Annotated in this window: 13 protein-coding genes, 1 tRNA gene and 1 riboswitch; of the genes, 5 read left to right on the forward strand and 9 right to left on the reverse strand. The window is 65.0% G+C overall.

Annotation, left to right across the window (positions count from 1 at the left end; all coding sequences use genetic code 11):
• Window positions 1-61 precede the first annotated feature (61 nt).
• Window positions 62-2,761, reverse strand: a complete 2,700-nt coding sequence (gene ppc / locus K7W03_RS23085) for a phosphoenolpyruvate carboxylase (protein WP_222887427.1) — start codon at window positions 2,759-2,761, stop codon at window positions 62-64.
• 138 nt (window positions 2,762-2,899) lie between these two features.
• On the opposite strand from ppc, the gene K7W03_RS23090 reads away from it, so the two are divergent.
• Together K7W03_RS23090 and K7W03_RS23095 are read left to right on the forward strand one after the other, a co-directional pair.
• The gene (locus K7W03_RS23090) at window positions 2,900-4,354 is read left to right on the forward strand and encodes an ATP-binding protein (RefSeq protein WP_048578387.1); all 1,455 of its coding nucleotides are present in this window, start codon (window positions 2,900-2,902) and stop codon (window positions 4,352-4,354) included.
• Window positions 4,351-4,818, forward strand: coding sequence for a low molecular weight protein-tyrosine-phosphatase (locus K7W03_RS23095; RefSeq protein WP_222887428.1), 468 nt, complete (start codon window positions 4,351-4,353; stop codon window positions 4,816-4,818). The genes K7W03_RS23090 and K7W03_RS23095 overlap by 4 nt, the downstream gene beginning before the upstream one ends.
• A gap of 132 nt (window positions 4,819-4,950) precedes the next feature.
• Here the strand turns inward: K7W03_RS23095 and K7W03_RS23100 are convergent, their stop codons facing one another.
• The 5 genes from K7W03_RS23100 to paoA form a co-directional block, all read right to left on the reverse strand.
• A complete protein-coding gene (locus K7W03_RS23100; RefSeq protein ID WP_222887429.1) occupies window positions 4,951-5,736 on the reverse strand; it encodes a S1/P1 nuclease in 786 nt (261 codons plus the stop codon).
• Window positions 5,737-5,895: 159 nt separating this feature from the next.
• Window positions 5,896-7,899: a TonB-dependent receptor gene (locus K7W03_RS23105; RefSeq protein WP_222887430.1), complete on the reverse strand. Its 2,004-nt coding sequence runs from the start codon at window positions 7,897-7,899 to the stop codon at window positions 5,896-5,898.
• 52 nt (window positions 7,900-7,951) lie between these two features.
• Entirely contained in the window at window positions 7,952-10,168 is a 2,217-nt protein-coding gene (paoC, locus tag K7W03_RS23110) for an aldehyde oxidoreductase molybdenum-binding subunit PaoC (RefSeq protein ID WP_222887431.1), read from the reverse strand.
• 3 nt (window positions 10,169-10,171) lie between these two features.
• On the reverse strand, window positions 10,172-11,122 hold the full coding sequence (locus K7W03_RS23115) for an FAD binding domain-containing protein (RefSeq protein ID WP_222887432.1): 951 nt from the start codon (window positions 11,120-11,122) through the stop codon (window positions 10,172-10,174).
• Entirely contained in the window at window positions 11,119-11,769 is a 651-nt protein-coding gene (gene paoA, locus K7W03_RS23120; protein ID WP_222887433.1) for an aldehyde dehydrogenase iron-sulfur subunit PaoA, read from the reverse strand. Before paoA ends, K7W03_RS23115 begins: the two co-directional genes overlap by 4 nt.
• A gap of 258 nt (window positions 11,770-12,027) precedes the next feature.
• On the opposite strand from paoA, the gene K7W03_RS23125 reads away from it, so the two are divergent.
• Window positions 12,028-12,102: transfer RNA gene (locus tag K7W03_RS23125), tRNA-Gly, on the forward strand.
• Window positions 12,103-12,269: 167 nt separating this feature from the next.
• On the forward strand, window positions 12,270-13,697 hold the full coding sequence (locus K7W03_RS23130) for a site-specific integrase (protein WP_319024341.1): 1,428 nt from the start codon (window positions 12,270-12,272) through the stop codon (window positions 13,695-13,697).
• 50 nt (window positions 13,698-13,747) lie between these two features.
• On the opposite strand, the gene K7W03_RS23135 is transcribed toward K7W03_RS23130, so the two are convergent.
• From K7W03_RS23135 to K7W03_RS23145, 3 genes are all read right to left on the reverse strand, one after another.
• Window positions 13,748-14,011: a hypothetical protein gene (locus K7W03_RS23135; RefSeq protein ID WP_222887435.1), complete on the reverse strand. Its 264-nt coding sequence runs from the start codon at window positions 14,009-14,011 to the stop codon at window positions 13,748-13,750.
• Between the two features lie 358 nt (window positions 14,012-14,369).
• Window positions 14,370-16,238, reverse strand: a complete 1,869-nt coding sequence (thiC, locus tag K7W03_RS23140) for a phosphomethylpyrimidine synthase ThiC (protein WP_222887436.1) — start codon at window positions 16,236-16,238, stop codon at window positions 14,370-14,372.
• Window positions 16,239-16,249: 11 nt separating this feature from the next.
• Window positions 16,250-16,657, reverse strand: a complete 408-nt coding sequence (locus K7W03_RS23145; RefSeq protein ID WP_044660391.1) for a DUF2065 family protein — start codon at window positions 16,655-16,657, stop codon at window positions 16,250-16,252.
• 55 nt (window positions 16,658-16,712) lie between these two features.
• A riboswitch (TPP riboswitch) is annotated at window positions 16,713-16,823 on the reverse strand.
• An 83-nt stretch (window positions 16,824-16,906) separates the two neighbouring features.
• On the opposite strand from K7W03_RS23145, the gene K7W03_RS23150 reads away from it, so the two are divergent.
• Window positions 16,907-17,203, forward strand: coding sequence for a hypothetical protein (locus tag K7W03_RS23150; RefSeq protein ID WP_099185394.1), 297 nt, complete (start codon window positions 16,907-16,909; stop codon window positions 17,201-17,203).
• Window positions 17,204-17,531 lie beyond the last annotated feature (328 nt).

The following is a 17,531-nucleotide window of genomic DNA, read 5'->3' on the forward strand; positions in this document are numbered from 1 at the left end:
GGTGTGGAATCAGGACATTCCCCCTCCCGCCTGCGGGAGGGGGAATGTCCTGATTCCACACCTATCCGCTATTCCTCAGCGCCGTGGCGATCGCGTTGATCGACAATTCTATGCCTTCCTTGATGCGCGGGTCGTCCTCGCCGCTGCGATGGCGCTTCATCAGTTCGACCTGAAGAAGGTTCAGCGGCTCGATATAAGGCAGGCGCAGGCGGATCGACGTGTCGAGCTTGGGATTTTTCTCCAGCAGCCGCGACTGGGCGGTGGCGGCGAGCAAGCCGTCATGGGCCATGTCCCAACCGTCGCGGATGCGGTCGAAAATTTCCGCGCCCCGCGCCTGATCCTCGACCAGCGGCAGATAGTGAGCAGCGATACCCAGATCGGACTTGGCCAGCACCATCTCCAGATTGGCGAGCGCCGATTGCAGGAAGGACCAGTGCTGCGCCATGTCGGCCAGCAGCGCCTTGTCCTCAAAGGCGGAAAGCGCATGGCCGACCCCATACCAACCCGGCAGCATCACCCGCGCCTGCGCCCAGCTGAACACCCAGGGGATGGCGCGCAAATCCTCGATCCGGGTGCTCTTGGTGCGGCTGGCCGGACGGGAGCCGATCTTGAGGCCGGATATTTCCTGGATCGGGGTCAATTGCCGGAAGAATTCCTTGAAGCCCTCAGTACCATAAACAAGATCGCGATAGGCGGCGAAGGCGGTCTTCGACAGTTGGTCCATGGCGGCGGCGAAGCGGGCGGCATCGCGATCGGACAGGACTTCGGGTTCCAGACTGGCGAGCAGGGTCGCGCTGGTCATCGCTTCCAAATTGGTCATGGCGACGTCGCGGGTGCCGAATTTGGCGGCGATCACCTCCCCCTGTTCGGTGATGCGGATGCGACCCTGCACCGTGCCCTTGGGCTGCGCCTGTATCGCCGCGAAGGAGGAGCCGCCACCCCGCCCGACCGCGCCGCCGCGGCCATGGAATAGCTGCATCGCCGTGCCCGCTTCGGCAAAGACGGGGCCCAACGCCTTGCTCGCCTGGAACAGCCCCCAGGTGGAGGTGATGTAGCCGCCGTCCTTGTTGCTGTCGGAATAGCCGATCATCACTTCCTGATGGCCGCGTTCCCGCACCACGCCGCCTATTTCGGGGAGGCCGAAATAGGCGGCCATGATCTTGGGCGCGGCCTCAAGGTCCGCGATGGTTTCGAACAGCGGCACGGCCATGATCGCGGCCTGCGGCGGCGCGCCCTCCGTGCCCGCGCGCCACAGGCCCGCTTCCTTGAGGATGATGTTCACCTCGAGCAGGTCGGAAACGCTCTCCGCCTTGGAGATGATATAATGGGTGATGCATTGCGGGCCGTAGATGCGATGCGCCTCCGCCGCCGAATGGACGATGGCGAGTTCGGACGCGGTCTGTTCCGAATATTCGAAAAAGGCCGTGCCCAGCGGCCGGTTGTTCGCCAACTCCCGCCGAAGCAGGGCGATGCGGGCATATTCGTCGAGGCCGGCATAGTCCGCTTCGACCCCCGCGACTTTCAGCAGTTCGGCCACCACGCTCTGATGGACATCGCTGTTCTGCCGCATGTCGAGCGTGGCGAGATGGAAGCCAAAGGTTTCGACCGCGCGGATCAGGCGGCCAAGCGCGCCGCCGGTCGCCAGGGCGCCATTGCCTTCGCTCGCCAGCCCCTGCGCGACCGTCACCAGGTCGCGGCGCAGGTCGGCGGGGCTGGCATAGGGTTCGCCCTTGAGCGCCGAGGGGCGGGACGGCGCCTTGCCGACCAGCGACCGGTAGGTGGCGGCCAGCCGGGCATAGATGCCGGAAATCGCCCGGCGATAGGGCTCGTCCTGACGGCTGGGCGAGACGTCGCCGCTGGCGTCGGCGAGGTCCAGAACGGCCTGCGACACATCGGCCAGTTCGGTCGAGAGCGACAGTTCCGCGCCAAGGGCGTGGAGCGCATCCATATAAAAGCCCAGCGCAGCCTCGCAGCCCCTGGCGAGCGCGAGCCGAAGCTGCGGCGCCTGAACGAAGGGATTGCCGTCGCGGTCGCCGCCGATCCAGTTGCCGACGCGCAGGAAACTCTGCGGGCGGGCGCCCAGCACCCGTTCCCATCGCGCGTAGAGGGCGGGCAGCACGGGCAGGAAAACGTCGCGGAAATAAGCGAGGACATTCTCGATCTCGTCCGCGACGAACAGCTTTTCCCGGCGCAGCGGCCGGGTCTGCCACAGCAGCGCGATCTGGCGGAAGATCGCCTCGTCCAGATTCTCGCCCTCATCGGTTTCCGTCCGGCCGCCGTCCTTGAGCAGCATCAGGTCCGCGATGCGGTTCTTGTGGTCGATCATACTCTTGCGCCGCACCTCGGTCGGGTGAGCGGTCAGGACCGGCACGATCAGGGCATGGGACAGCAGGTCTAGCACCGCCTCGCGCTCTATTCCATGGGACCGCAGCTTTTCGACGGCGGAGGCGACGTCGGCGCCCGGCTCGGCAGCGACGCCCTGGCGGTCCTCGGCCAGATTGGCCAGCATCGAGAAGAGCATGAAGCCGCGCACGAAGCTCAGCGTGTCGTCGAGGCTCAGCGCGTCGAGTCCGGTGTCGACCACGTCCGCGCCGTGCAGGCCGCGCGCCCGATCGACCGAGGCGGAGCGGATATATTCGGTCTGCTTGTAGATTTTCTCCCCGCCATAGGCGCGGATGACGTCGCCCAACAAACGACCGAGAAAGCGGATGTCCGGGTTCTGCGTGATCGCAGGAGCGGGAGAGGATGCAAGAGTCGCCATGATGGATCGATGCTGCACCGCAACAATGGGATGGTCAAGGGAATCCGCATCACGCGACGTGATCCCGCGAGGGCAGGAGGACGGCATCCTTATTCTGTGCACTTGCGCGAAGCCCCCGCCATGGGCCAAAGGAAATCCGTGACCGCCAGCATCAGCATAGGAAATGACAGCAACGGCAATGCCGTTTTGGTCGATGTCGAGGAATTGCTTGCCACCCGTCTGCTCGTCCAGGGCAATTCAGGGTCCGGCAAGTCGCATCTGCTGCGTCGCCTGCTGGAGGAAAGCGCCGCGCTGGTCCAGCAGGTCGTGATCGATCCGGAGGGCGATTTCGTCACGCTGGCGGATGAATATGGCCATGTGGTGATCGACGCGGGCGACTATAATGAGCGCGAGATCGTCAAGATGGCGATGCGCATACGCGAGCATCGCGCATCCGTGGTGCTCAGTCTGGAATCGCTGGAGCTGGAGGCGCAGATGAAATGCGCCGCGACTTTCCTGTCGACGCTGTTCGATGCGCCGCGCGACCACTGGTATCCCGCGCTGGTGGTGGTGGACGAGGCGCAGATGTTCGCCCCCGTGGCGGCGGGCGATGTGTCGGACGAGGCGCGGCGGCTTTCGCTGGCGGCCATGACGAACCTGATGTGCCGGGGGCGCAAGCGCGGCCTGGCGGGCGTGATCGCGACGCAGCGGCTGGCGAAGCTCGCCAAGAATGTCGCGGCCGAGGCATCGAACTTCCTGATGGGGCGCACCTTCCTCGACATCGACATGGCGCGAGCGGCGGACCTTTTGGGCATGGAGCGGCGGCAGGCAGAGCAGATCCGCGACCTGGAGCGCGGCCGCTTTCTGGCCCTGGGCCCGGCCATCTGTCGACGGCCGGTGGCGGTGAAGATCGGGTCGGTGAAGACCAGCACGCGCGGCGGCACGCACAAGCTGATGCCGCCCCCCGTCGCCGCGACGGAGGATTTGCAGGAATTGCTGTTCGCGGGCGCGGGCGAGGAAGAGGCGCTGCCCCCGCCTCCACCCCGCGCCGAGCCGCCGGCCTTGCCTGCGGAGGAGTTGATGCGCGCGCTTGCCGCCGCGCCTTCGGCCAAGCCCGCCGCGCCGGAACTGGACTTTGGCCAGAATGAGCCGGTGGTGATCGCCGTGCTGGAGGAGATCGTGGCGGACCTGGGGGAGGCGCAGCCCAGCGTGTCGACGCTCTATCAGGATTTCGGCGTCCGCTGCCGGATGAAGGGACTGCGCCAGCCGCCGCTCGACCTGCCCGCTTTCCGCAAGCGATTCGCCATGGCGCAGGCGGGCATGTTCGATGCCGCCGACCCGCGCTGGGCCGATGCGATGAAGGCCGCCGAACCTGTGCCGGAGGATATGCTCGCTCCCTTCCTGCTGATTGCGCGGGCGGCGATGCAGGGGCTGCCCTGCCCCGACGATGTGGCGCTGGCGCGCGCCTATGGCACCAGTTCGCCGGGGCGCGTGCGGCGGTTGATCGATTATATGGAAAAGCTGGGCGTGATCGTGGCGCGCACCGATTTCGGCGGGCGGCGGTCGATCGGCGTGCCGCAACTGGGCCTGAGCACGGCGGCGGCCGAGGGATGAGCGCTTCGGTCCTGTTCGTGTGCCTGGGGAATATCTGCCGATCGCCGCTGGCCGAGGCCGCGTTGCGTGCGGAGGCGGAGCGGGCGGGCCTTTCGGTGACGGTGGATTCGGCGGGTACCGGCGACTGGCATGTCGGATCGCCGCCGGACCGGCGCGCCCAGGCGGTGGCGCTGCGGCATGGGATCGACATTTCCGGCTACAGTGGGCGGCAGGTGACGGCGGGGGATTTCCGGCGGTTCGACCATGTCTTCGCGCTGGATGCGGAAAATTTGAAGAATTTGCGGCGGATTCAGCCTTCGGACGGGACAGCGGACGTGCGGCTGCTGATGGATTTGGTGCCAGGGCGCGAGGGGAGCAGCGTGACCGATCCCTATTTCGGGGACGATGCCGGCTTCGACATAACCTGGGACGACGTCACGCGAGCCGCGTGCGCCATCGTGGAGCGGCTGCGGGAGCGGGGGTAGAGCGGTCGCAGGAGCGCGCTGCGCTTCAATTCGGTCCGGAAACCCGGAGCATTTTTCACATTGAGCGGAAAACCCCTGTTTTTCGCGACCGCCATTCCGAGTCGTCGACCATGAACGGACTGTCGACCGGTCCTAGGGCTGCCGGGGCGAATCGAAAATCGCGTTCAGGCAGGCGGCGATGCGGACACCTGCCCGCCGCAACCGGTCGTCCAGCTCGGCGCGATGCCGATAGGCATAGTCCCAGGACAGGTTCGGGTCCGCCGGATAGACGGTCTTGCGCAGCACGATGCTTTCGCGGGTCCAGATGTCCGGATCACACAGGCTCCAGGCAATCGTCTGTTCCGGCGTGATCGACCGCGACAGCCAGTCCGCATATTCCGAATAGGACAGGGCGCGCTGGTCGATCAGGCCGGAATCCCAGACCGAATGCAGGTTGCTCTGCGCGCCGAAGAAAGTGACCTTCACATCATTGCCGCCCCGGTCGTCACCACCGCCGACATGCAGCGGCTGATGCAGGTCGCCAATGATGTGAACGACGAAGCGCAGCGCCATGCGGCGGTCGTCCAGGGACGCCTTGGGGTCGCGAAGCGTCGCCGTAAAGCGGGTCAGCGCCGTCATCGCGTCCCCCTCCTTCGGCGCGTCCGCGGCGGTGTAACGATCGCCCTCCCTCACCGTGACATAATGCCAGGGGCTGGCCGTCTTGCGCCAATATTCGGCGGGGTCGGACCGCATGTCGTCCGGCCAGGTCGCCGCTTCGGCCAGATCTTCCGACCCCAGCAGCAGGCGGACCTGGGCGCGTGCGGCGCCACTCAGGTTGCGATCAGCTATGGCGCCGGTGACGCGATGGCCGATCGGTCCCCAGGCCTGGGCAGGCGCAGCGGCGAGAAACGGCAGGGCGAGGAGAAGGGCAAAGCGCATGAGGACCTCATACAGCTTTGCCCCGGCGGAACCAGCGGGCTTTTTCAGAGGGTTGCCCTAAAGCGATCAGCAAGCGACCGGAACCGATCGCTTGCCGCGAAATCGCGCAAAACAAGGAATCTGGAGCAGCGATCCGATTCCATCAGATCGAAACCGCCTCTAGCTTGCGAACCGGAAGCCGATCCACAGCGTCCGGGGGGTGCCCAGGTCGATGGACCCTCCGGCGTTGCGGGTGATCACCTCCTCATCGAAGAGATTCTCGCCCCGGGCGACCAGGGTGACGCCATGGCCCAGCGGCAGGCGCGCCACCGCATCGACGGTCAGCGCGTCGGGCAGGACATCGGTCTGGAGGTCATCCTCATATTGCTTGCCGACATAGCGCAGCGTCGCGGAAAGCGCCGGTCCCTGCTCCGGCTCCCAGGCCAGCGTGGCGCTCGCGGCATGACGGGGGCTCTGCGCGGGGGTGAGGCCGTCAAAGCCCATGCCCGGCGCATGGACGGTGCTGTGGCTATAGGCATAGGATGCCGAAAGCAGGAAGTCGTCCACCCGGCCGATGGCGGTCAATTCGATCCCCTTGGCGGTGATGCGGTCGACATTCTGCCGCTCGCGCGTATTGGCGACATTGGTGAGGGTGACATTGGCTATGGCATCGTCCAGCCGGTTGATGAAGCCGGTGGCGGAGAGGGTCAGGCCCGGAATGGGCGTGAGGTCGATGCCCGCCTCCACGCCCTTCAGCTTTTCGGGCGTCAGCGCGGCATTGGCGCGGGTCGTGATCGGGAAGACCACGAACGGCCGATATAGCTCGTTCAGCGTCGGCAGGCGGAAACCGCTATAGGCCGCGCCACGTAGCGCGACTGCATCGCTGATGCGGTAGAGAGCGCCCGCCCTTCCGGAGAACTGCCAGTCCGAACGGTCGGCAAAGCTGTTGTTGGCCGCACCGGTGCCAGTGGCGCGATAGAAGCCGTTGCTGATCGTCCAGCGATCCGCCCGCACCCCGCCTGTCAGGACCAGCCGGCCCAGCGTCCAGTCATCCTCGGCAAAGAGGCCGGTGGTCATCTGTTCGCCGCCGGCATGACGGCGGGAAGTGACCGGATTGGCCGCTATATTCGCGTTATAGCCATCCTCGAACATGTCGCCGGTGGCGAAGCGGGTGTCGGCCCCGATGCGCAGCACATGGTCGGGGCCGACCGGTGGGCGCAGCTCGATCTTGCCGCCGATGCCGGTCGAGGGCGTATTGCGCTGGTCGAGCGACTTGCGGAAGGTGGATGCCGAAATCACGATGTTGGAGAAGTTGCGCGCCTGGATATAGGCCAGCGCATCGACCTGCCATGCACCGCGGGATATGAAGCGGATGCTGGCGTCCTGCCCTTCGCTCATGCTGTCCGCGCCCTTGAAGCGCAGGGTGCGCTCGTCGTGGAAGATGGTGCCGCGGAACTGGATTTCCGATGTGGCGGACAGGGGCGCGACGGCGCGCAAATTGGTCGACCAGCCGTCATAGGCGGCAGGCGAAGTCGCGGCGACGCGCTGGTCCCTGGGCGTGGTCTGGAAGCCGTCGCCCCGGTCCCAGCGGCCCGAAAGCGAGACATAGCCGCCGCCCAGATCCGGCGTCAGGCTGGCGGTCAGTTCGGTCGCATCCTTGCTGCCGTAGAAGGCGCTGGCGCCGAAGGTCGGAAGCTGATCCCGCGTCGCGCTGGCGAGTTCGATGGTCCCGGCCACCGCGCCCGCACCGAAGGCCCCAATGCCGCCGCCGCGCGTCACCCGCACCACCGACAGGCGGTCGGGCACCAGCGCGCTGAAGGGGATATAGCCGAAAAAGGGATCGGCCATCGGCACGCCGTCGAGCAGCACCAGCGTCCGGCTGGAAGCGTTGCCGCCCAAGGCACGCAATGTCGCTCCCTGGGCCGAAGGATTGGCGGACCGGCTGTCGGAACGGCGGAACTGCTGGAATCCCGCCACATCGCCCAGCACGCTCTCGATCCGGCCGGAAGCGCTGTTGGTCAGCCGGTCCCGGTCGATGATCACCGACCCATAGGCCGGCGTCCCCGGCGGCAGGGAAAGCCCCTCCCCCGTCACGACGATGCGGTCCGTGTCGGACGCCTCCGTCCCGGCGGCCGCAACCGTCGGAATTGCGGCCAGAACCAGTGACAGCGAAAGATATTTCATCGGCGCCCTTTCCTCTCTTTGGGAGAGGGACTAGGGGCGCCGCGCAGGAAGTTCAAGCGACCCTTTTTCCGGTTGACGCCGCCAGAATCTTGTCGATCGTCAGCGGATAGTCGCGCAGGCGCACGCCCGTGGCGTTGTAGATCGCGTTGGCCACCGCCGCGCCTGCCCCGCAAATGCCCAGTTCACCGACGCCCTTGGCCTTCATGGGCGAGCTTTTGTCGTCCAGTTCATCGATGAACAGCACGTCCTGATGCGGGATGTCGGCATGCACCGGCACCAGATATTCGGCCATGTCGTGGTTGACGAAGAAGCCGAACCGCGTGTCGACGCTCAGCTCCTCCATCAACGCCGCGCCCACGCCCATGGTCATCGCGCCGATCACCTGGCTGCGCGCCGATTTGGGATTGAGGATGCGCCCCGCGGCAAAGGCCCCGCCCATGCGGCGGACGCGGACTTCGGCGGTGTCGATGTCGACGCCGACCTCGCAGAAATGCGCGCCGAACGTGGCCTGCGCATAGCGTTTGGTGAGGTCGCCATAGTCCATGCTGTCCTCTGCCCAAAGGCCCTCGCGCCCCGCCAGCGTCCCCAGCGGCTGGGACTGGTTGCCCAGGCGCACCAGACCATCCTCGAACAGCGCCTTGTCCGCCGGGAAGCCCGCCTTTTCGGCCAGTCTGGCGCGCAGGGCCATGGCAGCGGCATAGACGCCCGCCGTTGAGCTGTTCCCGCCCCACTGGCCGCCCGAACCGGACGACGCGGGAAAGCGGCTGTCGCCCAGCCGCACGGTCACGGCGTCCAGCGGCACGCCCAGCATTTCCGCCGCCGTCTGGCCGATGATCGTGTAGCTGCCGGTGCCGATGTCGGTCATGTCGGTTTCGACCGTCACATGCCCCTTGGCATCGACGCCGATGCGCGCACCCGACTTCGTGACCAGATTGTTGCGGAAGGCGGAGGCGACGCCCATGCCGACCAGCCAGCGGCCATCGCGCACCTGCCCAGGCTTCGGATTGCGGCGGTTCCAGCCGAAACGTTCCGCGCCCTCGCGCAGGCATTCGACCAGCTTGCGGCTGGAAAAGGGGCGCTGCGGCCCGGCTTCCGGATCATATTGCACGTCGTTGCGGATGCGCAGTTCGACCGGATCGACGCCGCAGGCCTCGGCCAGCTCGTCCATCGCGACTTCCAGCGCCAGCAGGCCCACCGCCTCGCCCGGCGCGCGCATGGCGTTGCCTTCCGGCAGGTCCAGCGTCGACAGGCGGTGCGTCGTCAGCCGATTGGGACCGCGATAGAGCAGGCGCGTCTGCTGCGCCGCCGTTTCCGCGCCGCCGCCGGGCAGGTCGCCCGACCAGACCTCATGTGCGATGGCGTCGATAACCCCCTGCCTGTCGGCGCCGATGCGGATGCGCTGGATGGTGGCGGGGCGGTGGGTGGTGTTGTTGGGGATTTGCGGCCGGGCGATCGCTACCTTCACCGGACGGCCGACCATGCGCGACCCCAGCGCCGCCAACAGCGCATCGGCGCGCAGGAACAGTTTCGCGCCGAAACCGCCACCGATATAGGGTGAGACGAGGCGGATATTCTCCTTCGGAATCTTCAGCGTCGCCGCCATTTCGCCCACGCTCCAGGCGATCATCTGGTTAGAGGTCCAGAGCGTGAGTTTGTCGCCATTCCAGGCGGCGATGGTCGCGTGCGGCTCCATCATCGCATGGCTCTGGTCGGGCGTGGTGTAGTGCTGGTCGATCTTCACCGCCGCCTTGGCGAAACCGGCTTCGAAATCGCCCGCCTTGGTATCAGCAGGACCGCCGAAGCCGCCTTCGGGCGGAACGCCCTTGTCGCGCTCCGCCGCCAGATCGAAACGGCCCTGATCCGGCGCATAATCGATGCGGACGAGCCGGGCGGCGTCGCGCGCATTTTCCAGCGTATCCGCGATGACCAGCGCCACTGCCTGCTCATAATGTTCGATCTGCGGACCGCCCAGCAGATGGGCGGTGTTCATATTGCCTTTGCCGAGCGGCCCCGCATTCTGGTGCGTGACGATGCCCAGCACACCGGGCGAGGCTTCGGCCGCCCGCAGGTCCATGGCGCTGATCCGTCCCTTGGCGATGGCCGACCCGACGATCCAGCCATAGGCGGCGTTGGGCGCGGCATCGTGCCGTTCATAGGCATAGGGCGCGGTGCCGGTGACTTTCGCGGCGCCGTCGATGCGGTCATGGGGAATGCCGATGACGCGGCCCCGGTCGATCGGGTTGGCGGTGGCTGGCGTGTCGAACTTCATGGCTCAGGCCCCCTTCTGACGGTAGAGCGAGGCAAGGGTGCGGGCGGTCAGTTGCTGCTTGAACGCATTATGCGCGGTGGGTCGAGCGCCGCTGAGCGCCGCCTCCGCCACGGCCGCCGCGCCGGACGGGGCGGCGGCATCTGCGGCATCGGTACGCCAGGGCTTGGCCCCTATGCCCCCGAAGGCGAAGCGCGCCCGGCCGTCCTTCTCAAACACCGCCGCCACGGACACCAGCGCAAAGGCATAGGAGGTGCGGTCGCGCACCTTGCGATAGACATGGGTGCCGCCCAGAGGCTTCGGCAAGGTGACGGAAGTGATAAGTTCGCCGGGCTTCAGCGCATTTTCGATATGCGGCGTCTCGCCCGGCAGCAGGTGGAAATCCGCGATCGGGATGGAGCGACGGCCGCCATCGGCGCCCACCGTATCGACCTGCGCATCGAGCAGGCGCAGCGCCACCGCCATGTCGGAGGGGTGCTGCGCGATGCAGGCGTCGCTGGTGCCCAGGATCGCCAGGCTGCGGCTCATCCCCTTGAGCGCGCCGCAGCCGCTGCCGGGCTTGCGCTTGTTGCAGGGCATGCGCGTGTCGTAGAAATAGGGGCAGCGGGTGCGCTGGAGCAGGTTGCCGCCGGTCGTCGCCTTGTTGCGAAGCTGACCCGAAGCACCCGCCAGCAGCGCGCGGCTGAGCACCGCATAATCGCGGCGGACGGCTTTGTCGGCGGCCAGATCGGTGTTGCGGACCAGCGCCCCGATCCTGAGGCCGCCTTCCGCCGTCGGCTCGATGCGGTCGAGGCCCAGATGATTGACGTCGATCAGATGGGTCGGCGTCTCGATCTGGAGCTTCATGAGGTCGAGCAGATTGGTGCCGCCCGCAATGAAGCGCGCGCCCTGGGTGCTGGCGGCCGTCTTCGCCGCTTCCTCGACGCTGGCGGCGCGGCTGTAGGTGAAGGGCCTCATGCCTTGTCCTCCGCAGTTCCATGGCCGGCGACTTCGCGGATCGCCGCAACGATGTTGGGATAGGCGGCGCAACGGCAGATATTGCCGCTCATCCGCTCGCGCACCTCGCCCTCGGAAAAGGCCACGCGGTCGAAGTCCTCCGTGGCGTGGCTGGGGATGCCCGCCTCGATCTCCTCCAGCACCGCCACCGCCGAGCAGATCTGGCCGGGCGTGCAATAGCCGCATTGATAGCCGTCATGGGTGATGAAGGCGCGCTGCATCGGGTGGAGCTTTTCCGGCGTGCCGAGCCCCTCGATGGTGGTCACCTGGTCGCCCTCATGCATGACGGCGAGGGTGAGGCAGCTGTTGATCCGCCGCCCCTCGACGATCACCGTGCAGGCGCCGCACTGGCCATGGTCGCAGCCCTTCTTGGTGCCGGTCAGGTGGAGATGCTCGCGCAATGCGTCGAGCAGGGTGGTGCGGGGGTCGAGTTGCAGATGCACTTCCCGGCCGTTCACGGTCAATCCTACGGCGCTCATCTGGGCCTGCTCCTTCTGGCGTTGCGGGCGGGCGGGAGCAGCGGCCTGCGCGTCGCCCAGCACGGGAATGGCGGCGGCGGCGGCGGCGCTGCCCTGAAGCAGGCCCCGGCGCGTCAACGGTTCTGGCATGCGATGCTCCTCCTCCTGCCCCCGCCATAGGAAGCGAAGGGCGATCATATTCGGTCGTTGCTCACTGATTTGACAGGCAGAATAGTAGCATATGGCCACGCGAGGCCAAGCCGCAAGGTGGGAAAAGCCACTATCGGGCGGGGAAATCCGGCGGGATCGGAAAAAAATGATTTTATGCAGATTCTCCCTTGCCGAGGTGGGAAGCCGCTGCTAGTTGCCCCCCACCCGCCGAGAGGGACACTTCCTCCGGCCGCCAGAGCGGGCGTAGCTCAGGGGTAGAGCACAACCTTGCCAAGGTTGGGGTCGAGGGTTCGAATCCCTTCGCCCGCTCCAATGATTTTCAACACATTGAAAAACCATCGAAAAACCGTCTCGCACGGCAGCATCGACCACTTTACCCCACAAAACTACTACACAATGCGCGCTCCATAGTCGGGCTAAGCGTCTGTGATGGCGAGGTAAACGGTCGTCCGGATTACTACACGCGACCACTCCACAAATTGCCGAAAGGCGTTTGCCTACAAGGCCGTATCTACCATCTCCGTCGCCGGGTTCCCGATGCTTTGAGGACGGTCATCGGACGGTCTGAGCTATGGCGTTCACTACGAGCGGATAGCGTCCAAATCGCCCTGCGACGGGTCCACTTCGCTGCTGCCGAAATCGAGGCCGAACTCGAAGTTGCGCGCGCCGCAATTGGCCTCGTTGCCAATCCCTACGCTTCCCGGTCGTCCAACAGACCATCCGCCGAATCTGCTCTTTCAATTTTGGTGGAGAAGGTCGCTGAACGACTGACCGTGAATGTGCCGGTCGCCGAACAGGCACCTGCGGCGGCACCCAAGGCAAAGACGCTCGGTGAGGTCTACGATCTCTATACCGCCGATCCAAGGCACACTTGGTGCGAGCGGACGCGAATTGCCTATCGGACGACACGCAACTGGGTGATGGAGTTTTTCGGTGAGGAGATCGCGATCAACGAAATCGCCCGCGAACAAGCTCGCGGATTCGTCCAGTTGCTGACGCAGGTGCCACGCCATGCTGATCGGAAGTTCCCCGGCCTGACCATCGTTCAGGCCGTTGAGGCGGCGAAGCAGCGTCCCGATACAGGCGTGATCAGCATTGCCAATGTGAATGCATATCTGAACAAGTTCTCAGGTGTCCTCAACTGGGCGGTGGAGGAGGGATATCTCGACAAGAGCCCGGCGAAGGGCCTTCGGCTCCCCGACCCGATAAAGAAGCGGGACAAACGCCGACCATTCTCAATCGAGCAGCTTCGACGCATCTTCAGTTCCCCGCTCTACACGGGCTGTGTTGATGATGTTTATGGCTACGCCAAGGTTGGCGATGCCCGCCCCCGCCGCGCGCGCTTCTGGATTCCCCTCATCGCGCTGTTCAGCGGTATGCGGATGAATGAGATTTGCCAGTTGAAGGTCGGCGACATTCGAATTCTTGATGGCGTTCAGTGCTTCGTGGTGATCGAGGATGGCGACAAGCGAGTGAAAACAGCGGCAAGTGAACGAGCGATACCAATCCATCAGGAGTTGATCCGTATCGGCTTTCTCGCGTTTGTCGATGAACAGCGGGCAGCAGGTCAGGCTGATCTCTTCCACGAGCTTTCGCCGGGGCCCCATGGCTACCGCAGCACCAATTTCAGCAAGTGGTTCAGTCGATTTCTGGTCAACATCGGCGCTTCCGAACCGCTAACTTGCTTCCACAGTTTCCGGCACTGCTTTCGTGATGCGTTGCGTGAAAGTCGTGCTGACCGAGAGGTCTCTCTTGCTCTAGGCGGGTGGACGAGCAGCGGCGGAGCCTCTGGAATCGACGGCATCTATGGGAGCGGCTTTAGGCCGGTTGTGCTCCGACAGGTGGTCGATCAGATCGGCTACGCGAAGCTGTGCCTTGCACACCTTACGCTCAGATCGTGCGGATGAGCAGCTATTTCTGTGATGGGTGCGCGTGGATCGGCTGCTAAACCGATCAATTAAGCTCTGGGCTTATACATAAGCCTGCCACCCATAGCGCCTGCAAACGAGAATCCGAAAATGAACGGCAAACCAACTATCGTGGCAATCAGAATCAGACCGCCTTCATTGTTGCGTTCGATGAAAATCAAGATCGCCAAGGAAATGAGGGACAAAGACATGCTGATGAATACAGCCTGCCAAACCTTGCCCCATTCCGCTGAGACGATCAGGGAAACGAATAGCGGAAGCAGGGTTCCGGCAAGGATCATCAAAGCGTGCATCAAAAGCTCCGTTGAAAGCGGTCGTTAACGCAGGGCAAAATTGAATCCTGGCTCCTGGCGGATCGGCCGGGCCTCGCGAATTTTTTCGAGATCAGCAAAGCGAGCCTTCCCTCTCGCCCCGATGAGCTTCTCGACCCCAAGCAAAGCTTACTTCATGCTGCCCGCGGTGCCCCCCGGCATATCAGGTCGGAATTGCTGCGCATCAAAGGGACGATGTCCACGCAGGGGTTGGGATATAACAGGGTGCTCACCTACTTCGTAGAAAGAGGCTAGGACGCCGAGCGAGCGAGGCTCAACTCTCCCAGCCTTGATCGAAGCTTACGAAGGCTTTCCGCGACTTTCGACTAAGCCGATCACCTCAATCATGCTCGCGGTCGCCAGCGCCAACGTACAACTCTCGCCCGCCCGCATTATATTTTTCGCTCATCTCCGCCATGCCCTTTTCCGCTTCTTCTTCCGTCGTGGCCGCGAGGAAGCTGTCTGCGGGCTGGTTCTGCCTGGCGGCGAAGTCGCGCACTTCCTGCGTGATCTTCATCGAGCAGAATTTGGGGCCGCACATAGAGCAGAAATGGGCGGTCTTCGCGCCTTCGGCGGGAAGCGTCTGGTCGTGATATTTCTCGGCCGTGTCGGGATCGAGCGACAGGTTGAACTGGTCGCGCCAGCGGAATTCGAAGCGGGCGCGGCTCAGCGCGTCATCGCGGACCTTGGCGGCCGGGTGGCCCTTGGCCAGGTCGGCCGCGTGAGCGGCGAGCTTGTAGGTCACGACGCCCACCTTCACGTCGTCGCGGTCGGGCAGGCCCAGATGCTCTTTGGGCGTGACGTAGCAGAGCATCGCCGTGCCGTACCAGCCGATCATCGCCGCGCCGATGCCGCTGGTGATATGGTCGTAACCCGGCGCGATGTCGGTGGTGAGCGGCCCAAGCGTGTAGAAGGGCGCCTCCCCGCAGGCTTCGAGCTGCTTGTCCATATTCTGCTTGATCTTGTGCATGGGCACATGGCCGGGGCCTTCGATCATCACCTGCACATCCTGTTCCCAGGCGCGCTTGGTGAGTTCGCCCAGCGTGTAGAGTTCGGCGAACTGCGCTTCGTCATTGGCGTCGGCGATGGAGCCGGGGCGCAGGCCGTCGCCCAGCGAATAGGCGATGTCATAGGCCTTCATGATTTCGGTGATCTCGTCGAAATGCTCGTAGAGGAAGCTTTCCCTGTGATGGGCGAGACACCATTTCGCCATGATCGATCCACCTCGGCTGACGATGCCGGTGACGCGCTTGGCCGTCATCGGGATATAGGGCAGGCGCACGCCCGCATGGATGGTGAAATAGTCGACGCCCTGTTCGGCCTGCTCGATCAGCGTGTCACGGAAGATGTCCCAGGTCAGTTCCTCGGCAATGCCGCCGACCTTCTCCAGCGCCTGATAGATGGGCACGGTGCCGATCGGGACCGGCGAGTTGCGCATGATCCATTCGCGGGTGTCGTGGATGTTGCGGCCGGTCGACAGGTCCATCACCGTGTCGGCGCCCCAGCGGATCGACCAGACCAGCTTGTCGACTTCGCTCGCCACGTCGGAGGCGACGGCGCTGTTGCCGATATTGGCGTTGATCTTCACCAGGAAGTTGCGGCCGATCGCCATCGGCTCCGATTCCGGGTGGTTGATGTTCGACGGGATGATGGCGCGGCCGCGGGCGACCTCCTCCCGGACGAATTCCGGCGTCACATAGTCGGGGATCGACGCGCCCCAGTCCTGCCCGTCGCGGACATATTCGGCGAGGCGGGCGCGGCCCAGATTTTCGCGCTCGGCCACATATTCCATCTCCGGCGTGATGATGCCGCGCCGGGCATAGTGCATCTGGGAGACGTTCGCTCCAGCCTTGGCGCGCAGGGGACGCTTGACCGTGTTGGGAAAGGGCTGAACGCCGCCGCTGCGGTCGGGGCCTTTCAGGCCGTTATCCTCCGGCTGGATGGCGCGGGCGTCATATTCCTCGACATCGCCCCGGCCGATGATCCAGTCCCGGCGCAAAGCGGGAAGGCCCGCCATGATGTCGATGCGGGCATTGGGGTCGGTATAGGGACCAGACGTGTCATAGACGCGGACCGGCGCTTCGCCGCTGCCGGGTTCCAGGTCGATCTCGCGCATGGCGACCTTGAGCGGGCCGACATGGATCTTGCGCGAGCCACGGATGGGTCCGGTGGTGACGCGCATCTCTGTTCGTGCTGGGACGTCTGCCATTTGGGTTCCTTTCAGGCGATGACGGTGGCGCGGCCGGTGAGGCCGGCGAGGAAGAGGAGAATGCCGAGGACGATGCTGAGGATCGCCCAGGCGCGGGTGAAGTTGAGGGACCAGCGACCGATCTTGAGCAGGGGCGCCGGGACCGCGAGCAGCAGCGCCCCCTCGACCAGCGCGACATAGCCGATGGCCGAGACGATGATGGACAGCGGATCGCGCCAGATGCTGTGGATGAGGACGAGCGCCGCGCCGACCGCGAAGACCGGAAAGGCCAGCGCCATCACCAGACCGGGCGAGCGTTCCAGATCGTCCATCATCTGCCGCCAGCGCTGCGGCGCCACGAGGCCCCCTGTGCCGATGACGATCATGTAGAGGCCGATGGCTTCAGCCAGGCGCAGGGTCAGGACGGAAATGCTGTCCATGGCTTGCCGTCCTCCTCTTCGCGTCGGGGCGGAGGGCGGGCGCGGGTTGCTGCATGCGAACAAGCCGTTCCCTCCCTACGCCGGTCTTATCCGGATCAGGTTCAGCGGGTCGCGGCCACGTCAGCCGCCTCTCAACCGCCTGTGGACGGTCCCCCGGGGATGCCCCGCATGTAGCCCAAGCGGAGAGCGAACGAAAGCCCCGTTCTGACGCTGGACAGCAGGTCGCCTTTTCCGCTTTAGTGGCCTGCGATGAAGCATCCCGATCTGTCGACGAAGGAAGGGCGCAAGGCGCACCGGCACGAGATGCGCATGATCGCGGTCAGGCCGCGCCGTTGGGGATTATGGCTGCTGACGGCGGGTTTCCTGCTGGTGCTGGCGCCTTCCGCCTTGAACATGCACAGCCTGTTCGGACTTTGGCCGCCGATGCTGGGCGCGATCTGCATCATGCTGGGCGTGCCGCTGCTGGTGGCGAGCGTGGTGTTGAAGCGGCGCTATCTGCGGCAGCGGGTGGCCGGACAGGCCATGGTAGGGCGGATCAGGGGGTGAGATTCCGGCGGTTTTCCGCCGAAGTTCACACCATATGCGCGCGCGTGCCCGGGCGCGCGTAGGCATGGGCGCGATGGTTCGGACGTTTTCAAAGAGGGGTGCTGGTTAGGCCGGGCAAGGCGGAATAGGACAGGCTGAAACTGTCCCGGCGCAGGAAATAGGATGGTTTTCGAGGCGGGTGTCGCTTTTGGGTTACGCATGCCGAGTTGGATGGCCGGCCGGTGATCGCTCGTCTGGTTTCGACCAATCCAAGACCTTCCCCTCCCGTAAACGGGAGGGGTTAGGGGTGGGCGCGAGCGTAGCGAGCTTCTGACTTAGCCGTTGCAAA

Origin of the sequence: Sphingobium sp. PNB (genome assembly GCF_019873065.1) — a bacterium.
GTDB classification, from domain to species: Bacteria; Pseudomonadota; Alphaproteobacteria; order Sphingomonadales; family Sphingomonadaceae; genus Sphingobium; species Sphingobium fuliginis.

Bases quoted from the DNA above. Each gene is read 5' to 3' on its own strand.
- K7W03_RS23145 (WP_044660391.1), bottom strand. From the start codon at position 16,657: ATGGACAGCATTTCCGTCCTGACCCTGCGCCTGGCTGAAGCCATCGGC.
- ppc (WP_222887427.1), bottom strand. From the start codon at position 2,761: ATGGCGACTCTTGCATCCTCTCCCGCTCCTGCGATCACGCAGAACCCG.
- K7W03_RS23105 (WP_222887430.1), bottom strand. From the start codon at position 7,899: ATGAAATATCTTTCGCTGTCACTGGTTCTGGCCGCAATTCCGACGGTT.
- K7W03_RS23100 (WP_222887429.1), bottom strand. From the start codon at position 5,736: ATGCGCTTTGCCCTTCTCCTCGCCCTGCCGTTTCTCGCCGCTGCGCCT.
- thiC (WP_222887436.1), bottom strand. From the start codon at position 16,238: ATGGCAGACGTCCCAGCACGAACAGAGATGCGCGTCACCACCGGACCC.
- K7W03_RS23135 (WP_222887435.1), bottom strand. From the start codon at position 14,011: ATGCACGCTTTGATGATCCTTGCCGGAACCCTGCTTCCGCTATTCGTT.
- K7W03_RS23150 (WP_099185394.1), top strand. From the start codon at position 16,907: ATGAAGCATCCCGATCTGTCGACGAAGGAAGGGCGCAAGGCGCACCGG.
- K7W03_RS23115 (WP_222887432.1), bottom strand. From the start codon at position 11,122: ATGAGGCCCTTCACCTACAGCCGCGCCGCCAGCGTCGAGGAAGCGGCG.
- paoA (WP_222887433.1), bottom strand. From the start codon at position 11,769: ATGCCAGAACCGTTGACGCGCCGGGGCCTGCTTCAGGGCAGCGCCGCC.
- K7W03_RS23095 (WP_222887428.1), top strand. From the start codon at position 4,351: ATGAGCGCTTCGGTCCTGTTCGTGTGCCTGGGGAATATCTGCCGATCG.
- paoC (WP_222887431.1), bottom strand. From the start codon at position 10,168: ATGAAGTTCGACACGCCAGCCACCGCCAACCCGATCGACCGGGGCCGC.